This is a genomic window from Novimethylophilus sp., assembly GCF_036504375.1.
Taxonomy (GTDB): Bacteria; Pseudomonadota; Gammaproteobacteria; order Burkholderiales; family Methylophilaceae; genus Novimethylophilus.
In genome coordinates, this window is record NZ_DASXVH010000036.1 from 1 (window position 1) to 22,995 (window position 22,995).

Sequence of the window (22,995 nt, forward strand, 5' to 3'; positions counted from 1 at the left end):
GCGCGTCACCCAGGTCACGGCCTCGCTGGCGGCGGAATACGAGGTGGTGCTGATCGCCCGCTTCGACGGCATGATGGCGGCCGACATCCGTCCCTTGGTGCGCGTTTCCATCCAGGTCATCGCCGAACAGGACAGCCGCCGCGAGCAAGGCGGCTCAGGCGGCGGCGGGCGCTTCGATTACGCTTATTTCACCGACGAGGTATTGCACGACTACGCGAAAAAAGCCGTGCACCAGGCCGTAACCAACCTCGACGCCCGCCCTGCCCCGGCCGGCAGCATGACCGTGGTGCTGGGCTCCGGCTGGCCGGGCATCCTGCTGCACGAAGCGATCGGCCACGGGCTGGAAGGCGACTTCAACCGCAAGGGCAGTTCGGCATTTTCCGGCCGCATCGGCCAGAAAGTGGCGGCGAACGGCGTTACCGTGGTGGACGACGGCAGCATCGCCAGCCGCCGCGGTTCGCTCAATATCGACGACGAAGGCACGCCCACGCAATCCACGATGCTGATCGAGAACGGCATCCTGAAAGGCTATCTGCAGGATTCGCTCAACGCGCGCCTGATGGGCGCCGGCCTTACCGGCAACGCCAGGCGCGAATCCTACGCGCACATCCCGATGCCGCGCATGACCAACACCTGCATGCTCAACGGCGACAAGGACCCGCAGGAAATCATCAAATCGGTCAAAAAAGGGCTGTACGCCGTCAACTTCGGCGGCGGGCAGGTGGACATCACCAGCGGCAAATTCGTGTTTTCAGCCGCGGAAGCCTGGATGATAGAGGACGGCAAGCTGACCTACCCGGTCAAGGGGGCGACCCTGATCGGCAACGGGCCGGATGTGCTGACGCGCGTATCGATGATAGGCAACGACATGGCGCTGGATAGCGGTGTCGGTACCTGCGGCAAGGAAGGCCAAAGCGTGCCGGTAGGCGTCGGACAGCCCACGGTGCGTATCGATTGGCTCACGGTAGGCGGCACCGGCACCTGAATGGCCTTCTAAAAATATTGGTTTTTGGTTGCTAAAGGACTGTCGTTTAATTATTATCCCCGTAGTCACTTTGCAAACCCTAGGAAAGGACGCCATCATGGCTGAAGCAAAAACCAAGAACGCCGCCCAAAAGGCAGCTCCCAAGGTTGTCGCCGCTCCCAAAAAGAGTACGGCCGGCAACACCGCGGCAAAGCCTGCAACTGCTCCTCAAAAAGCTGCTGCGCCGAAGAAACCCGCCGCTCCACGCAAGGCTGCCGCACCCAAGCCCGCCAAGAAGCTGAAACCGGGGCCGGAAGAGTTGTACCGGATGATCCAGACCGCTGCCTATTTCATTGCCGAGCGCAACGGTTTTGCCGGAGATTCCAAATCCTACTGGGCGCAAGCCGAGGCTCAGATCCTGACCATCCTCAAATAATCCTGCTTGGTGTTGCCGGTTTTTTGCCGGCAACACTGTTATGCCGCCGCCTGCGCAGAACGTTACAACGACTCCAGGCACAGGTCGCGGATCATTTTCTCCTCATCCGCGGGGATAATCAGCACCGGCCTGTGTCCGGCGCGCCCGATGCGTAGCGCATGGGCATGGTTCGCTTCCGCGTCGAGTTCGAAACCGATGAAACGCAGATTCGAGCATATCTCGGCCCGCACTTCAGCCGAATGCTCGCCGATGCCGCCGCTAAACACCAACGCATCGATGCCGCCGGCCTTGGCTGCAAAAGCGCCTATCGCCGCCTGTACCTGGCGACAGAAATAAGCGACCGCGAACCTTGCCGGGGCGCTGGAGCTTTCCACCAGATCGTTCATTTCCGAGCTTTCGCCTTGCGACAGCGCCAGCAGTCCCATCTTGTGGTACACCAGGTCGGCAAGCGCGGCCTGATCGTAACGCCGTGCCAATTCCAGCATCACACCGGGGTCGAGGTCGCCGCTGCGGGTGCCCATCACGATGCCGCCCGCCGGGGTGTGACCCATCGTGGTATCCATCGATTGCAGATTTTCCATCAGACACAAGCTCGCACCGCTGCCCAAATGAGCGACGACGATGCGGCCGCGTGCGGCATCGCCGAGGATTTCCGGCAATCGCCTGGCGACATGGCCGTAATTGAGGCCATGGAAACCGAAACGGTGCAAACCAAGATCAGCCGGAATCGGAAATCTTTTTGCCAATTCCGGCATCGTGGCGTGGAATGCGGTGTCGAAACACGCTACCTGCGGCACCGGGAACCGCGCCAGGCATAAATCCACACCCAGCAGGTTGCCCGGCATATGCAGCGGCGCCAGATGGACCAGGCTCTCCAGCCTTGCGCGTTCCCCAGCGTCTATTACCCTGGCCGGCTGATCGATATCTCCACCGTGGACGAAGCGATGGCCGACGATGGCCGGCATATCGCTGTGCAGATCCCGCATCAGCTGGTCGAACGCCTCCTGCGGAGAACGGATATGGCCATAGCGGAAATCGCGGCGGGCGCCATCGGGCGAAAACAGGCATGCCTTCAGCGACGACGAACCGCTGTTGATCGTGAGTATGGACTTGTTCATTTCAAAAAATAATCAACCGCGGATGACGCCGATAAACGCGGAAACTTCCATTGGTGCGATCTACCGCCAGCTAACATGATATTGGTTGCTAAAGGTATTGCATTGCAGTGCGAGCATTTTATCGGCGTCCATCCGTGTTCATCGGCGGTTAATTTCAATAAGGCCAGGTCCAGCTGTCGATCTCGGGCAGGTCGGTACCGTGCTCGTAAGCATAGTTGCGGCATTCGATCTGCTGGTCGCGCATTTTTTCCTTGACGTGGGCGCCGGCCACCTTTAATGCCGGGATGCGGTCGATCGCGTCGATCACCAGGCTGAAGCGGTCGATTTCGTTCTGGATCGCGAGTTCCAGCGGCGTATTGATGCTGCCTTTTTCCTTGTAGCCGCGCACGTGCAGGTTGTTGTGATTGTTGCGGCGATAGGCCAGGCGATGAATCAGCCACGGATAGCCGTGGAAATTGAAGATGATGGGTTTGTCCAGCGTAAACAGGCTGTCGAAATCCTTGTCCGACAGGCCGTGCGGATGTTCCGAATCCGGCGTCAGCTTGTAGAGGTCGACCACGTTGACGAATCTAACCTTGATACCGGAGAAATTCTCGCGCAGCAACACTACCGCTGCCAGCGCCTCCTTGGTTGGAATATCGCCGGCGCTGGCCATCACCAGATCGGGTTCGACACCGTTGTCGTTGCTGGCCCATTCCCAGATGCCTATGCCCTTGGTGCAATGCTTGACCGCGGCATCCATGTCCAGGTACTGCAGGTGCTTCTGCTTGTCGCAGACGATGACGTTGATGTAGTTGGTGCTGTTCAGGCAATGCTCGGCTACCGACAGCAGGCAATTGACGTCGGGCGGCAGGTAGATGCGCGTCACGTCCGGGCTCTTGTTCACCACCACGTCGAGAAATCCCGGGTCCTGGTGCGTGAAGCCGTTGTGGTCCTGACGCCATACGGTGGAGGTGATCAGCAGGTTGAGCGACGACACCGGCGCGCGCCACGGCACTTCCTTGGACATCGCCAGCCATTTGGCATGCTGGTTGAACATCGAATCGATCACATGCACGAAAGCTTCGTAGGTGGAAAAGAAGCCGTGGCGGCCGGTGAGCAGGTAGCCCTCCAGCCAGCCTTCCAGCGTGTGCTCGGAGAGCATCTCCATCACGCGCCCGTCCGGCGAGAGTTCACCGCCATCGGCATCCTCCGGCAAATAGTCGGCCAGCCAGGTTTTCTTGCTGACCTCATAAACGTCGTCGAGCTTGTTGGAGGAGTTCTCATCGGGGCCGAAAACGCGGAAATTATGCATATTTTGACGCATGATATCGCGCAGCAGCTTGCCCAGCGGGCGGGTATTCTCGGCGCTCATCGTGCCGGGCTTGGTTACGCCGATCGCGTAGTCGCGGAAGTCCGGCATGCGCAAGGCCTTGCGCAGCAAGCCGCCATTGGCGTGCAGATTGGCGCTCATGCGGCGCTGGCCTTGGGGGGCCAGAGTCCTGAGCTGCGGAACCAGCCGGCCGTTGGCGTCGAACAACTCTTCCGGCTTGTAGCCGCGCAGCCATTCTTCCAGCTGCTTGAAGTGCGCCGGGTTGCCCTGCACGCCGCCGAGAGGCACCTGGTGCGCGCGCCAGTAGCCTTCGACCTTGTGCCCGTCGACCTCTTTCGGGCCGGTCCAGCCCTTGGGCGAGCGCAGCACGATCATCGGCCAGCGCGGGCGTATCGGCTTGCCGCTCTCGCGGGCTTGCTGCTGGATGCGGCGGATTTCCAGCACGCAGGCCTCCATGGTCGCAGCCATCGCCTGATGCATGATCAGGGGGTCGGAGCCCTCGACGAAATAAGGTTTCCAGCCGTAGCCCTTGAACAGGTTTTCCAGCTCCTCGTGCGAGATGCGCGAAAGCAGCGTCGGGTTGTTGATCTTGTAGCCGTTGAGATGCAGGATCGGCAGCACCGCGCCATCGCGGATCGGGTTGAGGAATTTGTTGGAATGCCAAGAGGTTGCCAACGGCGCCGTTTCCGATTCGCCGTCGCCCACTACCACTGTCACCAAAAGATCGGGGTTGTCGTAAGCCGCGCCGAAAGCATGCGAGATGCTGTAGCCCAGTTCGCCGCCTTCGTGGATCGACCCCGGCGTTTCCGGCGTGCAGTGGCTGCCGATGCCGCCGGGGAAGGAAAATTCCTTGAAGAACTGCAGCATGCCGTCTTCATTCTCGCCTTTGTTCGGGTAGATCTCGCTGTAAGTGCCTTCCAGGTAGGTCGGTGCCAATACGCCGGGGGCGCCGTGGCCGGGGCCGGCAAGAAAAATCGCATCGAGATCGTATTTGTTGATCAGCCGGTTCATATGAATATAACTGAAGCTTAAGCCCGGGCTCGCACCCCAGTGGCCCAGCAGGCGGCTCTTGATGTGTTCCGGCTGCAACGGCTCCCTGAGCAGAGGGTTGTTGCGCAGGTAGATCATGCCGGCGGCGAGGTAATTGCAGGCGCGCCAGTAAGCATTGATGTTCTGTAGCTCATCGGAGGAAAGCGGTTGATTATTCGTGGTCATGGACTGGGCCCTCTGATAATTGATAATGCATCGACGTTATTGTTCCATAATAAAGCAATGCTGCTCCGGCCGGCCTATCTGCCCGATGGCTGAGGAGATATTGCCGTTTCCACAGGCAGTTCTTCGCACACCGCCCCAGCACGCATGGTATTGCGTGCCGTTACTCTTGATCAACATGTGCTTGCCGCCGAGCGTGTCGGAGAGACACGGTCTTGTGCCTGGCGCCCACCTCGATCCGGCACAGGCTGATCAGGCGCCGGGCAAAGGCTTCGGTGAACTTTTGCCTGCTTCGCCTTCCACTTCGACATGGCCACGCAGCGCGGTAATGTTGCGCTTGGCGACATCGAAGACGGAGATGGATCTTGTCGGCAGCCGATAATCCCGGCCGAGATCAGGCTGCAAATTCGCTGTCGGTCAGGCTGGCTGGAAACGATCGGTGCTCGCGCGCGGGCTTGCTGCCGATCAGGATATCGCCCAGCCGCATGGTGTCTTCCGGCAGATCGTTGACGGATTCGATAAAACGCCAGCTTGCCGTGCGGTGATCAGATGTGGACGATGCAATCGTCGCGGGATCGTCGACGAGCATGATGGTTTTCATTGCAACTTTCCTACTGTGGCGATTAATGTCTCTAACCGGTATGTGTTTGTTGTTATTGTACCCTTAAAGAGGATCTAATCATCCCGATATTGTGAAGGATTCGTGATCTTTTATGATAGGCTGACGAGAATTAGGGGCTTCAGGTACAGAACATCCAGTATGGACGCGGTCTTGATTCTTGCCACTCTGGCGATCTTCATTGTGTTGTTTTTCGACTACACCAACGGCTTTCACGATGCCGCCAATGTGATCGCCACGGTGATCGCATCGCGCGCGATGACGCCGGTGCAGGCCGTCGTCATCGTCGGCTTTTTCGAATTTCTCGGCCCCCTGCTGGGCGGCACCGCGGTAGCCAATACCATAGGCAAATTCATCGTGCTGGACGACCTCGGCAAACAGGCGGCGCTCACGGTGCTGCTGTGCGGCCTGGGCGGTGCAATCGCCTGGAACCTGCTCACATGGTGGCGCGGCATCCCTTCCTCGTCTTCACACGCACTGGTGGGCGGCTTGGCAGGCGTGGTCATGCTGGCGGCTGGCACGGATCATGTAATCTGGGGGTTTTCCGAACTGACGCACGGGCATCTGACCGGCGTCGCCAAGGTGCTCATGGCGCTGATACTGTCGCCGTTGCTCGGTTTCTGGTTCAGCTTCTGGCTGCACCGGCTGATGCTGCTGCTATTGCGCGGCGCGCGCCCGTCGATCAACCGCAATCTGCGCAACCTGCAGTTTGTGACTGCGGCCAGCCTGGCTTTTTCGCACGGCGCCAACGACGCGCAGAAAAGCATGGGCATCCTGACGCTGGTGCTGCTGCTGGGCGGTTTCATCGACAAGTTCGAGGTGCCGCTGTGGGTCATGTTCGCCTGTGCCGGGGCGATTACGCTCGGCATCCTGTCCGGCGGCTGGCGTATCGTGCGTACGCTGGGTTTCGCCATCTACAAGGTGCGGCCGCTGCATGCGCTGGACTCCCAGCTGACTTCCGCAACCTTGATTTTCGGCGCTTCCATGATGGGAGCGCCGGTCTCGACCACCCATGTCGTCGCCACCTCCATCATGGGCATAGGCGCATCCGAACGGCCCAAAGCGGTACGCTGGGCCAAGGCGCGCGACATTGTCACCACCTGGCTGATCACCATTCCGGGCGCGGCACTCATGTCCAGCGCCGGCTATCTCGTCGTTCGCATATTTAATTGAGGCCCAGATCATGAGCGAAGAATCACGATCCATACTCACCGCCATCCTCGAACGGGTGTTTCCGAAAACACCGGATTTCTTTCAGATGCTGATGGAGCAGAGCATCCACGTCACGCGCTCGGTCGACCGCCTGGTGGAATTCATGGAAACCGGCGACCCCGAGGTCGGCCATACGCTCAAGCAGGACGAGCACGACGCGGACATCATCAAGGTGCGCAACATCCATGCCCTGAACGAGGCCTTCTCGACGCCGATCGACCGCGAAGACATCTACCGCGCGATCACCGATCTCGACGAAGTGGTGAACTACTGCAAGACCACCTATAGCGAAATGGCGGCATTGGAGTTGACGCCGGACCACTTCATGCTGGACATGGCCAAACTGATCCGCGAAGGCGCCGAGTCACTGGCCAACGGCTTCGCCAAACTGGCCAAAACACCCGCAACCGCCGCGCTGGATGCGGATGCCGCCCGCAAGGCGGAACGCCGGGTGGAAAAACTTTACCGCAGAGCCCTGCCGGAATTGCTGCAGGGCGACGACTACATCAATATGTTCAAACGCCGCGAAATCTACCGCCACCTGGCTTACGCGGCAGACCGCATGGCCGCCTGCGCCAATACGCTGCACGACATTGTGGTGAAGATCAGCTGAAACTGCCGCAATAAAAAGGCCGCGATTCGCGGCCTTTTTCGGTTGCTATTTCAACAGCGTCAGCAGCCCGTTCAACCGCCGTACGAAACATGCCGGATCTTCCAGTTGACCACCTTCGGCCAGCAGGGCCTGTTCAAACAACAAATGCGCCCAGTCGGAGAACCGCACCTCGTCGGCCTCGTTCTTGAGCCGGGCCACCAATGCGTGCTGCGGATTGATTTCCAGCGTAGGCTTGCTGGAAGCCGCCTTCTGCCCGGCGGCCTTGAGCAGGCGCTCCAGGTTCGCCGACATGTCGTGCTCGCCGCTGACCAGGCAGGCGGGGGAATCGGTCAGGCGGTGTGTCACACGCACTTCCTTCACCGCATCGCCCAGCGTGGCCTGGATTTTTTCGGTGAGCGGCTTGAATGCGTCTTCGGCCTTCTTCTGCTCTTCCTTCTCGGCCTCGTCTTCCAGCTCGCCCAGGTCGAGGTCGCCCTTGGCCACGGATTGCAATTTCTTGCCGTCGAATTCGGTGAGGCTGGACATCAGCCATTCGTCCACGCGATCGGACAGCAGCAGCACTTCGATGCCCTTCTTGCGGAAAATCTCCAGGTGCGGGCTATGTTTGGCGGCGGCGAAACTGTCGGCGGTAACGTAGTAAATCCTGTCCTGGCCATCCTTCATGCGAGCGATGTAGTCCTTGAGCGCAACGCTTTCTTCATCGCTATCGGCATGGGTGGAGGCGAAGCGCAGCAAGCCGGCGATTTTTTCCTTGTTGCCGAAATCCTCGCCCGGACCTTCCTTGAGCACGCGGCCGAACTCCTTCCAGAGCGTTGCGTACTTTTCCGGCTCGTTATCCGCCATATCTTCCAGCAGGCCCAGCACCTTCTTCACCGAACCGGCGCGGATGCCGTCGATTTCGCGGCTGGCCTGCAGGATTTCGCGCGAAACGTTAAGCGGCAAGTCGGCGGAATCGATCACCCCGCGCACAAAGCGCAGGTATTGCGGCATCAGCTGCTCGGCGTCGTCCATGATGAACACGCGCTTCACATAGAGCTTGATGCCGTGGCGACGTTCGCGGTCGTAAAGATCGAACGGGGCGCGCCCCGGCACATACAGCAGGGAGATATATTCCTGCTTGCCCTCGACGCGGTTGTGCGACCAGGCTAACGGTTTTTCAAAGTCGTGTGCGACGTGCTTGTAGAACTCATCGTACTGATCGTCGCTGATGTCGTTCTTGGCGCGAGCCCATAACGCGGAAGCCTGGTTGACGGTTTCGTCATCACTGGTCGGCACTTCCTCGCCGTCCTTCCACTCGGATTTTTTCATCATGATAGGCAAGGTGATATGGTCGGAATATTTGCGGACGATGGATTTGATCTTCCAGTCGCTTAAGAACTCGTCCTCGCCTTCGCGCAGATGCAGCACGATCTCGGTGCCGCGCGCGGGTTTTTCCACCATTTCCAGCGTGTAGTCACCCTCGCCGGCGGATTCCCAGCGCACGCCGTGCTCGGCGGTCAGACCAGCGCGGCGGGTGGTGAGCGTGACCTTGTCGGCAATGATGAACGCCGAGTAGAAACCGACGCCGAACTGGCCGATCAGGCTGGCGTCTTTCTTCTGGTCACCGGAAAGCTGGGCGAAGAATTCGCGCGTGCCGGATTTCGCAATCGTGCCGATGTTGTCGATGACCTCCTGGCGGCTCATGCCGATACCGTTGTCGGAAACGGTCAGCGTGCGCGCGGCTCTATCAAAGGCGATGCGAATTTTCAGATCGCTGTCGCTCTCGAACAGCGCGGTGTCGGAAAGCGCCTCGAAGCGCAGCTTGTCGGCGGCGTCGCTGGCGTTGGAAATCAGTTCGCGCAGGCAGATCTCCTTGTTGCTGTACAAGGAGTGGATCATCAGGTGCAGCAGTTGTTTGACCTCGGCCTGAAAGCCCAGTGTTTCTTTGTTCATCGTGGTTTCTGCGGACATGGGTTCCCCTTCGTTCGTGGTATGAATAATCATAAAATAGGGGCGCCCGGCCGGAATTTCAAGAGCCTCCGGCCGGGGAAGATAAGGTTATTCCGCAGCCGCGGGAGGGCTGTATTGGGCGTCACCGAAACCGAGCAGGGGATAGAACACGAACGGCAGGAATATCATGCCGATGGCGAACGGGATGCCCTGGCCGAAGCGTTCCGCCAGCTTGAAAGCCAGGAAAGCCATGACCAGGATACCCACAATGGGAATCAAGCTCAGTATCACCAGCCACCACGGCTGGCCCACGATCAGTGTCAGCACGTACAGATTATAAATCGGTACGATCGCCTCCCAGCCTTGCCGCCCGGCCTTCTCGAAGACTTTCCACATCCCGGCCAGCACGGCCGCCAGCACCAGCAACCAGATCAGACCCATGATTTCCTCCTTGTCATTGTGAAAAATATACTGCAAACAGGAAGATACGCTTACTGAAGATTACACTCAATCACCACCGTGTATTTGGGCCGAAATCAGCTCTCGAGCACGACGAAGGCTACCGCCAGCGCCTTCTCGTCGCTGATGGTGAGATGCTGGCAATGGATGCCGCGCCGGTCCAGCAAGGCTTGCAGTTCCGGCGCGAGGTCGAGCATGGGCTTGCCCAGATCGTCATGGGTCACGCCTATGTTCTGCAATGTGGCCGGCGCGCGCAGGCCGGTTCCCAGCGCCTTGGCAAAAGCTTCTTTGGCGGCGAAGCGCTTGGCGAGAAAGCGTGGTTTGGTGTGCGATTGTTCGAAAGCCATCCATTCCCGGTAGTTCAGGATACGCTGGGCGAAAGCTTCGCCGAAACGCGCGAGTGCATCCTCGATTCTGGAAACTTCGACAATATCGGTGCCTATCCCGTAAATCATGAAGTTTTGAGCGAATGCAGGGCGGCAAGCTGCAAATCGCTTTTGTCGCTGACGGCCACCATCAGGGTTTTCATTTCGCGCACCGCGTTGTCCCAGCCGACGAACAGCGCATGGGCGACGATCGCATGGCCGATATTAAGTTCCTCCACGCCGGGCAGGCAAGCGATTTGCTGCACGTTATGATAGTGCAGGCCATGGCCGGCATTGACCGCCAGCCCCAAGGATGCGCCATGCACCACGGCATTCCTGATGCGGTTCAGCTCCGCCTCGCGCCTGGTTTCGATTTCGGCATCGGCGAAGGCCCCGGTATGGATTTCCACCACCGGCGCGCCGGCTGCCTTGGAAGCATCGAGCTGCGCCTCGTCGGGGTCGATGAATAGCGAGACGCGGATGCCGGCATCATTCAGGCGCTGGCAGACGTTTTTCACCCTGTCGAAATACTTCACCACGTCGAGCCCGCCCTCGGTGGTCAGTTCCTCGCGCCGCTCCGGCACCAGGCAAACGTCCTGCGGCCTGACCGCAAGCGCGATGCCGACCATCTCGTCGGTCACCGCCATTTCCAGGTTCATGCGCGTTTGCAGCAGGCCGCGCAAAGTATGCACGTCGGCGTCCTGAATGTGGCGCCGGTCTTCGCGCAAATGCAGGGTAATCGCATCCGCCCCCGCCTGCTCGGCGCGCAACGCCGCCTGCACCACGCTGGGATAGCGGGTGCCGCGCGCCTGGCGGATGGTTGCGACGTGGTCGATATTGATGCCTAAACGTATCATAAAAAACACTTATGTAAAACACCCGAGCGATGGGAGTGCAAGGCGCAAGACATGGCCAAAATCGGAGTTTACATTAGAGTAAATGAAGATTTTGGGCATGGCTTGCAACGCCGCAATCGAGAGCGAAGTGTTTTGCATTCCTTTCATAGCTGTTGGAGGTCTATTAAAAGTTGTCGGGTGTGTAATGGCTTTTCGCCCAGGTAATGGCTCACCAGCGTGCGCATCAACTGCTTACTCTGCTGCAGGGTGATGGGATCGGAATAATCGTCGAGCCCCATATCCAGCAGGGTCTTTCCGAGCAATTGTACACCGCTTTCCGCCCCCTCCTGGCGCACCGGGCCGCGTTCCGCGACGTAGCAATACAGCCGGTCCGGTTCGACTGCCGCATCGCTGTCGGCCTCGTGCGCCAGGGGCAGCGCATAGCCCAGTTCCTGCAACAGGCGCTTCTCGAAACGGCGCAGCACCACGCTTTGCGGATCATTCTGCGCCAAGGCCCGCAGTGCTGCTTCGTAATGCTCGAACAATGTCTCGTGGGCGTCTTCGCGCGGAAGCAGGCGCAACATCAGCTCATTGAGATAGAACCCGCAGATCAGCGCCTGGCCGTGCAACACATGCAAGCCGCCCCGCCATTCGACCCCGTGCAGACTCCTTAATTCCGCTTTTCCGGACCAGGTAGCCACCAGCGGCTGAAACGATTGCAGCATGCCGCGCATCGCCGCACGCGGCCGACGCGCGCCCTTGGCGATTGCAGCGACACGACCGAACCGGCGCGAAAACAGCTCCACCACCAGGCTGGTTTCGCGGAACGGGTAGGTATGCAGCACGTAGACCGGCTGCTGATCCTGTCGCGCGTTGGAGACGCTCATAAGAAAAAATTAACCGCCGATGAACGCCGATGAACGCCGATAACAATATTAAACTCGACAAAATTTCTCATATGGCTCGCAAACCTTTCCAGAAAATTGCCGGAAAGTTGGAACACTTCATCTGCGTTCATCGGCGGCAAATATCTTTAGTATCCTAAGCTTTTCAGCGCCCGCTCGTCGTCCGCCCAGCCGCCTTTGACCTTGACCCAGGTTTCCAGCCAGACCTTACCGTCGAACAGTTTTTCCATATCCTGGCGCGCCTCGCTGGAGATGCGCTTGAGCTTTTCGCCGCCCTTGCCGATCAGGATGGGTTTCTGGTTTTCCTTATCGACGATGATTGCGGCATGAATACGCCGGAGACTGCCATCCTGCTCGAACTTTTCGATCTCGACGGCAACCGAGTAAGGCACTTCCTCGCCCAGCAAGCGGAATATTTTTTCGCGCAGAATTTCTGCTGCCAGAAAACGTTCGTTGCGGTCGGTCAGTTCGTCCTCGCCATAGATCGCCGGCTGTTGCGGCAGATGACCTCGTATCACATGCAGCAGTTCGTCCAGTGCCAGGCCGCGCTTGGCGCTGACCGGAACCACCTCGGCAAAAGCGAACTCCGGGGCCAACTCTTCGATAAACGGCAGCAGCTGCGTCTTGTCCTCCAGCGTATCGGCCTTGTTGACCACCAGCAGCACCGGGCGGTTCTTCGGCAGCAAGGCCATCACCTTGCGGTCGGCATCGCCGAAATGTTTCGCTTCGACTACGAACAGCACCACGTCGACTTCGGACAGTACCTGCTGCACCGTGCGATTAAGGTTGCGATTGAGCGCATTGACGTGGCGCAACTGGAAGCCGGGAGTATCGACGAACAGGTACTGGGCGTCATCTGTCGTATGGATGCCCAGCATGCGATGGCGCGTGGTTTGTGCCTTGCGCGAAGTAATGCTGAGCTTGACGCCCAGAATATGGTTAAGCAGCGTCGATTTTCCGACATTGGGGCGACCAACGATAGCGATCGTTCCGCATCGGAAATCGCCGCAGCGGGATTCGTTCTCAGGCATGTGATGCGACCTCGTAGGCGGCCTGCGCCGCCAGTTGTTCGGCGGCACGGCGGCTGCCGCCCTCGCCTTGAGTATTGATGCCGAGTGCCGGAATGCTGCACTCGACACGGAAAGTCTGACAATGCGCTTCGCCCTGAGTTGCCAGCACGGTGTACTGAGGCAGGGCTAGCTTGCGTCCCTGCAGGTATTCCTGCAGCAGTGTTTTCGGGTCTTTTCCCAGCCGCTGGGGATCCAGATCGGTCAGCTGGCTTTGGTAGAGTTGCGTGACTGTCGCAGCCGCCGCGGCAAAGCCGCCATCCAGAAAAATCGCGCCTATGATGGCCTCCAGCGCATCGGCAAGTACCGACGGCCGACGCCAGCCGCCGCTTTTCAGCTCCCCCTCCCCCAACAGCAGGCAGCTACCGATATCGAGTGCGGTCGCCAGCTCGCTCAGCGTGGACTCCTTGACCAGATGCGATCGCAGCCGGCTCAGGTCGCCTTCCGGCAGTTTGGGAAAATTGTTGTAGAGCAGACTGGCGACTACGCAGTTGAGCACACTGTCGCCGAGAAATTCCAGGCGTTCGTTGTTGATTCCGCCGTGGCTGCGGTGGGTCAGCGCCTGTCGCAAAAGCGAGGGCTGCCGGAATTGATGGCCGAGACGGGCGGCCAGGTGCGGCAGCCCGTTCACGCTATTCGACCTTGGTTGCGTTGGCGTCGGTAGAAAGCTTGAAATCAACCAGCGCGCTGACATTGCCCACCAGCGGCTCCACCACCGAATACTCGACCGACACCACGGCATGTCCCGAGACCTGTTCGACGACCAGATCCTTGCCCTGTATGCTCTTGATGTCGTCTATGGTCGCCTGCTTGTCGAACGCAGCCACGATGTCCGCCTTATTCATATCATTGGCCGTGAGTTGCGTCTTCAGGGAAGCAAAAGCTTTCTTCACCGCGAAATATTCGCTGTAAGCCGGCCACAGCTTCATGCCGATGATGGCGACAAAAACGATGGCGGCGATCATGACCACGAGACTGATAAACGTCATTCCGCGCTGATTATTCATGGCATTGCTTCCCCTTTATTTGATGGTGGTACCAATTCTGCCCAAATTATCGAAATTCCACCAGATCATGAACGCGCGGCCGACCACGTTGCGATCCGGCACGAAACCCCAGAAACGGCTGTCGTTGCTGTTGTCACGGTTGTCGCCCATGACGAAATACTGGCCTTCCGGCACCGTGATCTCGCCGTCGAGCGCGGGATTGTTGTCGTCGATCAGGATGTCGTGCCTGTGCTCGCCCAGCTGTTCCTGCAAGCGGCGCACGCTGACCTGGTTGAGTCCCGGCGCAACGTATTCATAATAGCCGTTTTCCTGCTGCGCCACCGGTTGGCCGTTGACCATGATCTGTTTGTTGCGGTACTCGATGCGATCGCCCGGAAGGCCCACGACGCGCTTGATATAGTCCAGCGAAGGGTCCTTGGGAAAACGGAACACCATCACCTCGCCGCGCTGCGGGTGCTTTACTTCAAGGAAAGTGTTGTTCAGCACCGGCACGCGCAAGCCATAAGTATATTTATTGACCAGGATAAAATCGCCCACCAGCAAGGTCGGCATCATCGAGCCCGACGGAATCTTGAACGGCTCCACCAGGAAGGAGCGGATCAGGAATACCGCCAGAATCACCGGGAAGAAGCTCTTGGAATATTCGACCAGAACCGGCTCCTTGGCGCCCAGCGCACGCGATTTGCGCAGCCACAGGTGGTCGAGCAGCCAGATGCCGCCGGTGAGCAGCAGCGCGATCAGCATAAACAGGGCGAAATTCATCGGGGTACCTCTAAAAATTCAAGTTTCTAAGCCAGACAAGGCGCGAGCGAAAAATGGCGGCGCAGCATATATCTGATATGTAAGGAGCAATTTTTTGCGAGCAACGCCGTATGGCGACGAAAATTGGATTTTCTAGAGGTGCCACTACTTGTCCTCGACTCGCAATATGGCCAGGAAGGCTTCCTGCGGAATTTCCACGTTACCCACCTGTTTCATGCGCTTCTTGCCTTCCTTCTGTTTCTCCAGCAGCTTCTTCTTGCGCGTAATATCGCCGCCGTAGCACTTTGCCAGCACATTCTTACGCATCGCTTTCACCGTCTCGCGCGCGATGATATTGGCGCCGATGGAGGCCTGGATCGCCACGTCGAACATCTGGCGCGGGATCAGCTCGCGCATTTTGGAAGCCAGCTCGCGTCCGCGGTACAGGCTGTTGGCGCGGTGCACGATCAGCGACAGCGCATCCACTTTCTCGCCGCTCACCATGATGTCCAGCTTGACCAGATCCGCCGCGCGGAACTCCAGGAACTCGTAGTCCAGCGAAGCATAGCCGCGCGAAGTGGATTTCAGCTTGTCGAAAAAATCCATCACCACTTCGTTGAGCGGCATCTCGTAGGTCAGCATCACCTGCCGCCCCATGTACTGCATGTTCTTCTGCACGCCGCGCTTGTTGTTGCACAGCGTCATCACCGGGCCGACGTACTCCTGCGGCATGAGGATGGTGGCGGTGATGATGGGCTCGCGGATTTCCTCGATGCGCGACGGTTCGGGCAGCTTGGACGGATTTTCCACGCGCAGCACGTCGCCGGCACGGGTCAGCACCTCGTACACCACCGTCGGCGCGGTGGTGATGAGATCCATGTCGTATTCGCGCTCCAGGCGTTCCTGCACGATTTCCATGTGCAAGAGGCCCAGGAAGCCGCAACGGAAGCCAAAGCCCAGTGCCTGCGACACTTCCGGCTCGTACTGCAGGCTGGCGTCGTTGAGGCGCAGTTTCTCCAGTGCGTCGCGCAGCCCTTCGTACTGGTTGGATTCCACCGGATAGAGCCCGGCGAACACCTGCGGCTTGATTTCCTTGAAGCCGGGCAGCGGCTGCTCGGCGCGGCGGTCCGCCAATGTCACGGTGTCGCCCACCTTGGCGTTGGCCAGCTCCTTGATGCCGGCGATGACGAAGCCCACTTCGCCCGCGGACAGGCTTTCCCGTTGCCGCGACTTGGGCGTGAATACGCCGACCTGCTCGCACAGATGCTGCGCGCCGGACGCCATCAGCCGGATCTTGTCCTTGGGCTTGAGCCTGCCGTCCACCACCCGCACCAGCATGATGACGCCGACGTAATTATCGAACCAGGAGTCGATGATCAGCGCTTTGAGCGGAGCCTCCGGGTCGCCCTGGGGCGGCGGAATGCGGGCCACCACGGCTTCCAGCACGTCTTCCACGCCTACGCCGGTCTTGGCCGAGCAGCGCACCGCGTCGGTGGCTTCCACCCCGATGATATCCTCGATTTCCTGGATCACGCGCTCGGGGTCGGCGGAAGGCAGGTCGATCTTGTTCAGCACCGATACCACCTCCACGCCCTGCTCGATCGCGGTATAACAGTTGGCCACGCTCTGCGCTTCGACGCCCTGCGACGCGTCCACCACCAGCAGCGCGCCTTCGCAGGCGGCGAGCGAACGGCTGACCTCGTAGGAAAAGTCCACGTGCCCCGGCGTATCGATCAGGTTGAGGTTGTAGATTTGTCCATCGCGCGCCTTGTAGTTGAGTGCCGCAGTCTGCGCCTTGATGGTGATGCCGCGCTCGCGCTCCAGGTCCATCGAATCCAGTACCTGCGCTTCCATTTCGCGGTCGGACAGGCCGCCGCATAGCTGGATGATGCGATCCGCCAGCGTTGATTTGCCGTGGTCGATGTGGGCGATAATGGAAAAGTTGCGGATATTCTTCATGTAAGCCAACAAGAAGGGCGCCGAAGCGCCCTTATTCAGATAACGGATTGTTCAGGCGGCAATTTTACCGCAATCCCGAGAATCGCGCAGTAAGCTTGTTAGCTGATGAAGTTAAACAATGACAGCCCCTGTATCTTGAGGAAAGATTTTTGCGCCGCCTCAAGCGCCACCTGCTTCTGAGTCAGGTCGCTGATGGCCTTGGTATAGTCCAGGTCCTGCAAGTTGCTGAGCGTGGATTTGTATTGCACGGCCAGGTCGTCATTGGTGTTGCGCTGCGCCTCCACCTCTTTCATCGCCGAACCGACCGCTGCGCGCACGGTGAAAAGCTTGTCCTGTGCCTGGTCTATATTGGATAGCGCTGTATTGTTGGCGTTGGTAATCGCCGCATTGTTGCCGTTGCTCTTAAGCGACGTTATCAGGCTGTACAGCGTGGTAAAAATATCCTGGTTGGTGCTGGCCTTGACGCTGAACGTATCGCCTGTCGCCGGGTCGCCGCTGACGCTCAATTCGGCGCCCAGATCGAACGCCGGCTCCGCGCCCTGGGACTTGAGGCTGATCGTGTTACCGCTGGTATAGGTACGCGGATACGGTCCCGCGGCTGCAGCGACGCCGGTCAACAAAGAGTTGCCGCTGACATTGTCCACGATATCGTAAGTAGTCACGGATGGCGTCACGCCGCTGTTCACGTAGAACTTGACCGTGAGGTTCTTGTTGTTGCTCGCGCTGTTCCAGGCGGCAGGGTCCAGCACATTACCGGGGCTGACCACGCCGGTGCCGGTATTGGCGGCAGCTGCGGCCGTGACGAAGGTTCCATTGCCGTTATGAATCAGCTGGAATATGTCGGCGCCGGAATTGCTCACCGGCACTTGGCGCGACGAACTGATTTGAATCAGGCGCTGTCCCTGGTCGCCATTGTAGACCACGGTTCCGGGCGAGGTTTCGGAAAACGGCTGGGTGCCGCCTTTATATCCCGAGAACAGGTATTGGCCGTTGCCGTCATTGGTATTGGCCATGGCCAGCAATTGGTCGTAATTGGTTTGCAGCTCGGATGCCAGGCTGCTGCGGTTGGCGGCACTCAGAGTGGGATTGCCGGCATTGACCGTGAGCTCGCGTATGCGATGCAACAACTCGCCCGTATCGCTCAATACCGAATCCTGCAACTGCAGGGCGCTGGTCGCATTGTTGCTGTTGCGGATGAACTGTTCATTGGCGGCTTGCGATTGTCCCACGTCCAGGCTGTGCGCCGCGGCGATGGGATCGTCCGATGGGGCCAGGATGCGCCGGCCGGTGGACATCTGCTGCTGGATTTTAAGCAGGTCGGCATATTGGTTCTGGACAGAAACGGTGCCCTGATCGTAAAGCATGCTGGTACTGATGCGCATATCTACCTCCCAATAGCCAGCAGAGTATCAAACAGGGAAGCAGCTATTTGCAGCATTTTGCCCGCCGCCTGATATGCCTGCTGATAGCGCAACAGGTTGGCCGCCTCTTCGTCGAGGTTAACGCCTGAAAGTGCCTGCTGCGCAGTTTTGGTTTGATCCACCAAGGTGGTCTGGGCCGTGCTGGTTACCTGGGTTTCGGCGGTTTTATTGCCGACCTGGCTTACCAACTGGCTATAAGCGCCCTGGAATGTGGCCGTGCCGCCCACCAGGGTATTTTTCGTCTGCAATTGCGCCAGCGCAAGCGCATTGCGGTTATCGGATACGCCATTGGTGTTGGGGCCGACCGTAAACTTATCCCCGGCCGCCGGCGCACCGGTAATCTGCACTGTCCATCCGTTAAAGCTGATATTGGCTCCTGCGGTATAGGCAACGGTTGCGGGCAGACCGACACCGGTGCCGCTTACGGTAAAATTCGTGGCAGGGCTGTTGAAGGTAATCGTCACGGGCTGCTGCAGATTCAGGTCGGTGCTGGGGTGCGCGGGATTGGGCGTCACCGGCGTGCCGGTATTCACCGTGCCGGCACTGATCTTGCCGCTGCCGGTATTGGTGGACGTCACCGCGGTGCGAATAGGCGCCGCAGCTGCGATCGTCGTGGTGTTGATATTGCTGCTCAATGCAATGTCGCGCGCGGCATAGCGGGTCGGCTGGATCGTGAAGATATCGCCTGCCGCCGGCACCGCTCCCACTGCCAATGTCAGGCCAGGAATTGCCGTTGCCAATGCAGCCGCCGTCAAGCCCATGGTGCTGGTGTTGGCAGCCAGATCGGTCACCGTATAGTTGGTGCCGTTATACGAAATCCGATAGTCACTGGTAGTCAGCGCCTGCACGTTGGACAAAGATGCGGTAATGGAGCCGGCGCCGGTATTGCCGGTGCTGGGGATCACCGTAGGCGACGGTACGCTGAAGAAGTCGCCTCCAAGATTGCCGGCCAGGTCCTGGCCCAACTTGTGCTGATCGTTGAAGGTCTGGGCCAGCCCCATAGCCACACGCCCCAGCGCATTCTGGGCTGCGTCCAGTGAATTATTGCGGAAATCCAGCAAGCCGCCCAGCCTTCCGCCAGTCAAGCTGCCAGCTCCCAGCAGTGTGTTTCCCGATGCGTATTGATAGGCCACTTCGATACGCTGCTGATCTTCCGGCGATGGGACTGCGGCAAGTTTGTATACCTGCTGACCTACTACCAGCGGCTGGCCGTTACCGATATATACATTGTAACTACCGTCATTCTGCTTGACGGTAGTCGTCTTCACCTGCAAATTCAGCTGCGAAACCAGCTTCTCTCGCTGGTCCAGCAAGTCGTTTGGCGGCTGGCTGGTAGTGCCGACCTGTAGCACTATTTGTTCGTTGAGATCGGAAATCTGCTTGGCATAGGAATTCACCAGCGTTACACCTTCGGCGATCTGGCTATTGATGCCATTTCGAATCTCGGTAACGCGCTGCGACAGTGTCTGGAAACGCGTCACCAGTGCACTGGCATTACTCAGCAAAGCCTGGCGCGAAGCCGCCGCTTGCGGGTTCGCCCCAACATCACCGACCGCGCTATAGAAGGTCTGCAATGCCGGCGACAGGCCGACGTTCGAGTCCGCGAGCATATTGTCGATCTGCTTGATTTGCCCAAGATAGGCGTCGAGATGCGCGCTTTGCGCCTGCCCTTGTAGCACTTGGGCATCGAGAAACTCGCTGTACACTCGCTTGATCGTATCCACTTGCGTGCCCTGTCCGACAAAACCGTTGCCGGTGAGGGTTGCGATATTGGTGGACTGCACGATTTGCTGGCGATGGTAGCCTTCCGTGCTGACGTTGGCGATATTATGCCCGGTCGTCGACATGCCAAGCTGGGCAGCATTGAGGGCGCTGATGCCTACACTGTAGAAGCTCATGATTCAGTCATCCGTTGCATGTTTTTATTAACGGCAAATCCAGGGCAAACTTAAGCCCGGCGACAGTTACCAGCAGAAAACATACCAATTAATTTATTCTTCAAATTCAAAAAGATAAAATCATCCAGAAAAACCATCAGGCAAATCTTGCCGGTTTTGCGGCAAGCCTGTTCAGGCTGTTTCCGCAGCGGCGAGTTGCGAACGCATTGCCTGGCTGTTGATCACACGCAGCAGCCTGTCGGCATACCCAGGATCGGTCGCAAATCCGCCCTGCACCAGGCCTTGCGCGAAGCCTTCGGCGTCCCGGTTGAGCACGCCCGAGTACCGCGGATTGCTTGTGAGCAACCTGGCATAATCGGCAAACCCTTCCGCATACGAGCCGTAGGCGCGGAATTTTTCCGCCGTTTGCACCGGCTTGCCGTTCACATATTCGGTGACCTGCTTTTCCACGGTGGCGCCCTTCCAGTTGGACCCGGCCTTGATGTTGAACAGATTGTGGCTGTTGCTGCCATCGGCACCTTTCAGCTCATGCTTGCCCCAGCCGCTTTCCAGCGCCGCCTGCCCCAACAGCAAATGCGGTGCGACGCCGAGCGACTGCGCAGCTTCGGCGGCATGCGGCCATAGCTTGTCGACGAAACCGCCGGCTGATGGCGTAGCCGCGGGAGCCTCTTTCGCTTGCGGCAGCCTGGCTTCCGTTCCGACCGGAGCGAGATCGTAGGACACCGGCTTGACGATCGCCGTCTTGCCGTTCGCCTGCGGCAACTGGCGTTCGATCTGGGTCACCAGCATATCGGCCAGCCCGAAACCGCGGCTCTGCGAGATATTTTGCGATACCTGCTGGTCGAGCATTTCGGTAAAAGAGCGCGTTTCCTGGCTATCGAACAAGCCATCCTGGGATACCGTTTCGCGCATGGAGCGCAGCATCATTTGTAGGAAATAAGACTCGAACTGCTTTGCCGCCGCCTTGATGCCTTCTGTCGAATCGGCGGAATTGGCCAGTTTGCGCAGGCCATCCAGCGCCTGCGGATTGGATGCCAGCTGGTTGGAAATCGGCGCGGCAAGAGCCATCAGATGATTTCCAAATTGGCTTTCAATGCGCCGGCAGCCTTGATCGCCTGCAATATCGCCAGCAAATCCTGCGGTGTGGCGCCGACCGCATTGAGCGCCTTCACCACCTCGCCCAGCGTGGCACCGGCGCGCAGCATGACCAGCTCGCCCTTCTTTTCCTTGATTTCGATCTGTGCCTGCTCGCTCACCACGGTCTGGCCCTGCGACAAAGCGTTTGGCTGGCTGACCAGCGGCTCGCTGCTGATGACCACCGACAGGCTGCCGTGGGCGACGGCGACCGTATCCAGCAGCACTTCGCGGTTCATGACGATGGAGCCGGTGCGGGCGTTGAGAATTACCCTGGCGATGTCTTCGCCGGGAGCAACCGAGAGATTCTCCACGCGCGACAGGAAAGCCACGCGCTGATTGTTATCTGCCGGCGCCGCCACCCGTACCTGGCGGCCATCGACGGCCACGGCGGTACCCGGCCCGAAGTTGCGGTTGATTGCTTCCACCACCCGTGTCGCAGTTGTGAAATCGGCGCTGTTGAGTTCCAGATTGATAAAACCGCCCTGACCCAGGCTGGTCGGCACCATGCGCTCCACCGTGGCGCCGGCCGGCACACGCCCTACGCCCAGCTGGTTGACCTGCACGCTGGAACCGCCCGCCGAAGCGCCGGCACCGGCCACCAGCAGATTGCCCTGCGCCATCGCGTAGACCTGGTTGTCCGCGCCCTTGAGCGGCGTCATCACCAGCGTACCGCCACGCAGGCTTTTGGCGTTGCCGATCGAGGAAACCGTAATATCGATATTCTGGCCGGGCTTGGCGAATGCCGGCAGGTCCGCAGTCACCATCACCGCGGCGACGTTCTTTAACTGCAGGCTGGTACCGGCCGGAATATTGATGCCCATCTGCCCCAGCATGCTGATGATGCTGCTCACCGTGAACGGCGTTTGCGTGGTTTGGTCGCCAGTACCGTCCAGGCCCACCACGATGCCATAACCCGCCAGCTGGTTGCTGCGCACGCCCTGCAGCGTCGAGATATCCTTGATGCGCTCGGCCTGGGCCTGCCCGGCAAACAGCGCCAGCCCCAGGAGTCCGACCAGAATTTTTACGATGGTTTTCATGTTCGCTCCTTTAGCCTAGAACGGCAGCAGCGCGACAAAGAAACGCGACAGCATGCTGACGATCTGTGCGGTGTCCATGCTCTGTTTTTCCTTGTTTTCGATACGCGCATCCGCCAACTGGGTAGAGCTCACGACATTGCCAGAAGTAATGTTAACCGGGTTGACCACTCCGGAAAGCCGGATGAACTCAGCATTGTTGTTGATCGCGATCTGCTTTTCGCCGCTCACCATCAGGTTGCCGTTGGGCAGCACTTCGATCACGGTCACGGTTATGCTACCGGTGAAGCTGTTGCTGTTGCTGTTGCTGTCCTTGTTGTCGCTCTTGATCGCCGAGTTGGCGGTAAATCTGGTGTTCAGGTTGGTCTGGTTGCCGAAATTATTGTTGCCGCCGGGAAGCGGAACCGAAAACGGCCCTCTCGGGGTGTAGCCCAATATGGTCGGCGTACCAATATTCACAGCCGCGGAGCCGGTGTGGTTCGAGTTGTCCGCGCTGCTGGTGCTGCCTGCGGTTTTTTCCACCAGGGTCACCGTCAGCGTATCGCCGACGAAGCGCGCACGCCGATCTTCAAACAGCGGACGGCTGTTGGCGGCATGGTAAATCGCGCCATCCGCCTGCGCGGCGGGCGGTTGCGGGTTGGGGCGTATCGTCATCGGCTGGCGCACCGAGGTGGAAGGATCGGTGTTGCACCCCGCCAGCACCAGCAGCGCCAGCAGTATCGAACAATTACGCAATCCGTTCATGATGCTC

At 59.1% G+C, this 22,995-nt stretch carries 23 protein-coding genes; 4 read left to right on the forward strand and 19 right to left on the reverse strand.

Going from position 1 to position 22,995, the window contains the following annotated elements; genetic code table 11:
• Positions 1 to 985 (forward strand): metalloprotease TldD (gene tldD, locus VGK14_RS04710; RefSeq protein ID WP_331507775.1); only part of this gene is annotated, 985 nt, incomplete at its 5' end.
• Positions 986 to 1,082: 97 nt separating this feature from the next.
• Entirely contained in the window at positions 1,083 to 1,400 is a 318-nt protein-coding gene (locus VGK14_RS04715) for a DUF2934 domain-containing protein (protein WP_331507776.1), read from the forward strand.
• 62 nt (positions 1,401 to 1,462) lie between these two features.
• On the opposite strand, the gene VGK14_RS04720 is transcribed toward VGK14_RS04715, so the two are convergent.
• The 4 genes from VGK14_RS04720 to VGK14_RS04735 form a co-directional block, all read right to left on the reverse strand.
• Positions 1,463 to 2,518, reverse strand: a complete 1,056-nt coding sequence (locus VGK14_RS04720) for an acetate kinase (RefSeq protein WP_331507777.1) — start codon at positions 2,516 to 2,518, stop codon at positions 1,463 to 1,465.
• Between the two features lie 154 nt (positions 2,519 to 2,672).
• On the reverse strand, positions 2,673 to 5,045 hold the full coding sequence (locus tag VGK14_RS04725) for a phosphoketolase family protein (protein WP_331507778.1): 2,373 nt from the start codon (positions 5,043 to 5,045) through the stop codon (positions 2,673 to 2,675).
• 249 nt (positions 5,046 to 5,294) lie between these two features.
• Positions 5,295 to 5,447 carry a hypothetical protein gene (locus VGK14_RS04730; RefSeq protein WP_331507779.1) on the reverse strand — a complete coding sequence of 51 codons (153 nt, stop codon included), beginning with the start codon at positions 5,445 to 5,447 and terminating at the stop codon, positions 5,295 to 5,297.
• Positions 5,437 to 5,643 carry a hypothetical protein gene (locus tag VGK14_RS04735; protein WP_331507780.1) on the reverse strand — a complete coding sequence of 69 codons (207 nt, stop codon included), beginning with the start codon at positions 5,641 to 5,643 and terminating at the stop codon, positions 5,437 to 5,439. The genes VGK14_RS04730 and VGK14_RS04735 overlap by 11 nt, the downstream gene beginning before the upstream one ends.
• Before the next feature lie 159 nt (positions 5,644 to 5,802).
• Between VGK14_RS04735 and VGK14_RS04740 the strand changes: the two genes are divergently transcribed.
• Both VGK14_RS04740 and VGK14_RS04745 read left to right on the forward strand, forming a co-directional pair.
• Positions 5,803 to 6,834 carry an inorganic phosphate transporter gene (locus VGK14_RS04740; RefSeq protein WP_331507781.1) on the forward strand — a complete coding sequence of 344 codons (1,032 nt, stop codon included), beginning with the start codon at positions 5,803 to 5,805 and terminating at the stop codon, positions 6,832 to 6,834.
• Positions 6,835 to 6,844: 10 nt separating this feature from the next.
• A complete protein-coding gene (locus tag VGK14_RS04745; RefSeq protein WP_331507782.1) occupies positions 6,845 to 7,486 on the forward strand; it encodes a DUF47 domain-containing protein in 642 nt (213 codons plus the stop codon).
• A gap of 45 nt (positions 7,487 to 7,531) precedes the next feature.
• Here VGK14_RS04745 and htpG read toward each other — a convergent pair whose 3' ends face one another.
• The 15 genes from htpG to VGK14_RS04820 all read right to left on the reverse strand — a co-directional run bounded on the left by htpG (position 7,532) and on the right by VGK14_RS04820 (position 22,988).
• Positions 7,532 to 9,436, reverse strand: a complete 1,905-nt coding sequence (gene htpG, locus VGK14_RS04750; RefSeq protein ID WP_331507783.1) for a molecular chaperone HtpG — start codon at positions 9,434 to 9,436, stop codon at positions 7,532 to 7,534.
• 87 nt (positions 9,437 to 9,523) lie between these two features.
• The gene (locus VGK14_RS04755; RefSeq protein WP_331507784.1) at positions 9,524 to 9,856 is read right to left on the reverse strand and encodes a DUF5684 domain-containing protein; all 333 of its coding nucleotides are present in this window, start codon (positions 9,854 to 9,856) and stop codon (positions 9,524 to 9,526) included.
• Between the two features lie 95 nt (positions 9,857 to 9,951).
• Entirely contained in the window at positions 9,952 to 10,329 is a 378-nt protein-coding gene (acpS, locus tag VGK14_RS04760; RefSeq protein ID WP_331507785.1) for a holo-ACP synthase, read from the reverse strand.
• Positions 10,326 to 11,096 (reverse strand): pyridoxine 5'-phosphate synthase, encoded by a 771-nt coding sequence (gene pdxJ / locus VGK14_RS04765; RefSeq protein WP_331507786.1) that lies wholly within the window; start codon positions 11,094 to 11,096, stop codon positions 10,326 to 10,328. The genes acpS and pdxJ overlap by 4 nt, the downstream gene beginning before the upstream one ends.
• Positions 11,097 to 11,239: 143 nt before the next feature.
• Positions 11,240 to 11,962: a DNA repair protein RecO gene (recO, locus tag VGK14_RS04770; RefSeq protein WP_331507787.1), complete on the reverse strand. Its 723-nt coding sequence runs from the start codon at positions 11,960 to 11,962 to the stop codon at positions 11,240 to 11,242.
• A 146-nt stretch (positions 11,963 to 12,108) separates the two neighbouring features.
• Positions 12,109 to 13,011, reverse strand: coding sequence for a GTPase Era (era, locus tag VGK14_RS04775; protein WP_331507788.1), 903 nt, complete (start codon positions 13,009 to 13,011; stop codon positions 12,109 to 12,111).
• Complete coding sequence (rnc, locus tag VGK14_RS04780; RefSeq protein WP_331507789.1) at positions 13,004 to 13,678, reverse strand: ribonuclease III; 675 nt, start codon at positions 13,676 to 13,678, stop codon at positions 13,004 to 13,006. Before rnc ends, era begins: the two co-directional genes overlap by 8 nt.
• A 1-nt stretch (position 13,679) precedes the next feature.
• A complete protein-coding gene (locus tag VGK14_RS04785) occupies positions 13,680 to 14,054 on the reverse strand; it encodes a DUF4845 domain-containing protein (protein WP_331507790.1) in 375 nt (124 codons plus the stop codon).
• A 15-nt stretch (positions 14,055 to 14,069) separates the two neighbouring features.
• On the reverse strand, positions 14,070 to 14,816 hold the full coding sequence (gene lepB / locus VGK14_RS04790; protein ID WP_331507791.1) for a signal peptidase I: 747 nt from the start codon (positions 14,814 to 14,816) through the stop codon (positions 14,070 to 14,072).
• 144 nt (positions 14,817 to 14,960) lie between these two features.
• The gene (gene lepA / locus VGK14_RS04795) at positions 14,961 to 16,754 is read right to left on the reverse strand and encodes a translation elongation factor 4 (protein ID WP_331507792.1); all 1,794 of its coding nucleotides are present in this window, start codon (positions 16,752 to 16,754) and stop codon (positions 14,961 to 14,963) included.
• Between the two features lie 98 nt (positions 16,755 to 16,852).
• Positions 16,853 to 18,136 carry a flagellar hook-associated protein FlgL gene (flgL, locus tag VGK14_RS04800; protein ID WP_331507793.1) on the reverse strand — a complete coding sequence of 428 codons (1,284 nt, stop codon included), beginning with the start codon at positions 18,134 to 18,136 and terminating at the stop codon, positions 16,853 to 16,855.
• Positions 18,137 to 18,138: 2 nt separating this feature from the next.
• Positions 18,139 to 20,073 carry a flagellar hook-associated protein FlgK gene (flgK, locus tag VGK14_RS04805; RefSeq protein ID WP_331507794.1) on the reverse strand — a complete coding sequence of 645 codons (1,935 nt, stop codon included), beginning with the start codon at positions 20,071 to 20,073 and terminating at the stop codon, positions 18,139 to 18,141.
• A gap of 171 nt (positions 20,074 to 20,244) precedes the next feature.
• Entirely contained in the window at positions 20,245 to 21,141 is an 897-nt protein-coding gene (gene flgJ / locus VGK14_RS04810) for a flagellar assembly peptidoglycan hydrolase FlgJ (RefSeq protein ID WP_331507795.1), read from the reverse strand.
• Positions 21,141 to 22,247: a flagellar basal body P-ring protein FlgI gene (locus VGK14_RS04815; RefSeq protein ID WP_331507796.1), complete on the reverse strand. Its 1,107-nt coding sequence runs from the start codon at positions 22,245 to 22,247 to the stop codon at positions 21,141 to 21,143. The genes flgJ and VGK14_RS04815 overlap by 1 nt, the downstream gene beginning before the upstream one ends.
• Positions 22,248 to 22,262: 15 nt before the next feature.
• Positions 22,263 to 22,988: a flagellar basal body L-ring protein FlgH gene (locus VGK14_RS04820; RefSeq protein WP_331507797.1), complete on the reverse strand. Its 726-nt coding sequence runs from the start codon at positions 22,986 to 22,988 to the stop codon at positions 22,263 to 22,265.
• Between the last annotated feature and the right edge of the window lie 7 nt (positions 22,989 to 22,995).

What these genes read in the sequence shown, in the direction of transcription:
- VGK14_RS04785 (WP_331507790.1), bottom strand. Translation starts at nt 14,054, where the DNA reads ATGAATAATCAGCGCGGAATGACGTTTATCAGTCTCGTGGTCATGATC.
- lepB (WP_331507791.1), bottom strand. Translation starts at nt 14,816, where the DNA reads ATGAATTTCGCCCTGTTTATGCTGATCGCGCTGCTGCTCACCGGCGGC.
- pdxJ (WP_331507786.1), bottom strand. Translation starts at nt 11,096, where the DNA reads ATGATACGTTTAGGCATCAATATCGACCACGTCGCAACCATCCGCCAG.
- recO (WP_331507787.1), bottom strand. Translation starts at nt 11,962, where the DNA reads ATGAGCGTCTCCAACGCGCGACAGGATCAGCAGCCGGTCTACGTGCTG.
- VGK14_RS04725 (WP_331507778.1), bottom strand. Translation starts at nt 5,045, where the DNA reads ATGACCACGAATAATCAACCGCTTTCCTCCGATGAGCTACAGAACATC.
- VGK14_RS04755 (WP_331507784.1), bottom strand. Translation starts at nt 9,856, where the DNA reads ATGGGTCTGATCTGGTTGCTGGTGCTGGCGGCCGTGCTGGCCGGGATG.
- VGK14_RS04815 (WP_331507796.1), bottom strand. Translation starts at nt 22,247, where the DNA reads ATGAAAACCATCGTAAAAATTCTGGTCGGACTCCTGGGGCTGGCGCTG.
- flgJ (WP_331507795.1), bottom strand. Translation starts at nt 21,141, where the DNA reads ATGGCTCTTGCCGCGCCGATTTCCAACCAGCTGGCATCCAATCCGCAG.
- VGK14_RS04735 (WP_331507780.1), bottom strand. Translation starts at nt 5,643, where the DNA reads ATGAAAACCATCATGCTCGTCGACGATCCCGCGACGATTGCATCGTCC.
- VGK14_RS04820 (WP_331507797.1), bottom strand. Translation starts at nt 22,988, where the DNA reads ATGAACGGATTGCGTAATTGTTCGATACTGCTGGCGCTGCTGGTGCTG.
- htpG (WP_331507783.1), bottom strand. Translation starts at nt 9,436, where the DNA reads ATGTCCGCAGAAACCACGATGAACAAAGAAACACTGGGCTTTCAGGCC.
- flgL (WP_331507793.1), bottom strand. Translation starts at nt 18,136, where the DNA reads ATGCGCATCAGTACCAGCATGCTTTACGATCAGGGCACCGTTTCTGTC.
- VGK14_RS04740 (WP_331507781.1), top strand. Translation starts at nt 5,803, where the DNA reads ATGGACGCGGTCTTGATTCTTGCCACTCTGGCGATCTTCATTGTGTTG.
- flgK (WP_331507794.1), bottom strand. Translation starts at nt 20,073, where the DNA reads ATGAGCTTCTACAGTGTAGGCATCAGCGCCCTCAATGCTGCCCAGCTT.
- VGK14_RS04715 (WP_331507776.1), top strand. Translation starts at nt 1,083, where the DNA reads ATGGCTGAAGCAAAAACCAAGAACGCCGCCCAAAAGGCAGCTCCCAAG.
- lepA (WP_331507792.1), bottom strand. Translation starts at nt 16,754, where the DNA reads ATGAAGAATATCCGCAACTTTTCCATTATCGCCCACATCGACCACGGC.
- VGK14_RS04745 (WP_331507782.1), top strand. Translation starts at nt 6,845, where the DNA reads ATGAGCGAAGAATCACGATCCATACTCACCGCCATCCTCGAACGGGTG.
- acpS (WP_331507785.1), bottom strand. Translation starts at nt 10,329, where the DNA reads ATGATTTACGGGATAGGCACCGATATTGTCGAAGTTTCCAGAATCGAG.
- VGK14_RS04720 (WP_331507777.1), bottom strand. Translation starts at nt 2,518, where the DNA reads ATGAACAAGTCCATACTCACGATCAACAGCGGTTCGTCGTCGCTGAAG.
- era (WP_331507788.1), bottom strand. Translation starts at nt 13,011, where the DNA reads ATGCCTGAGAACGAATCCCGCTGCGGCGATTTCCGATGCGGAACGATC.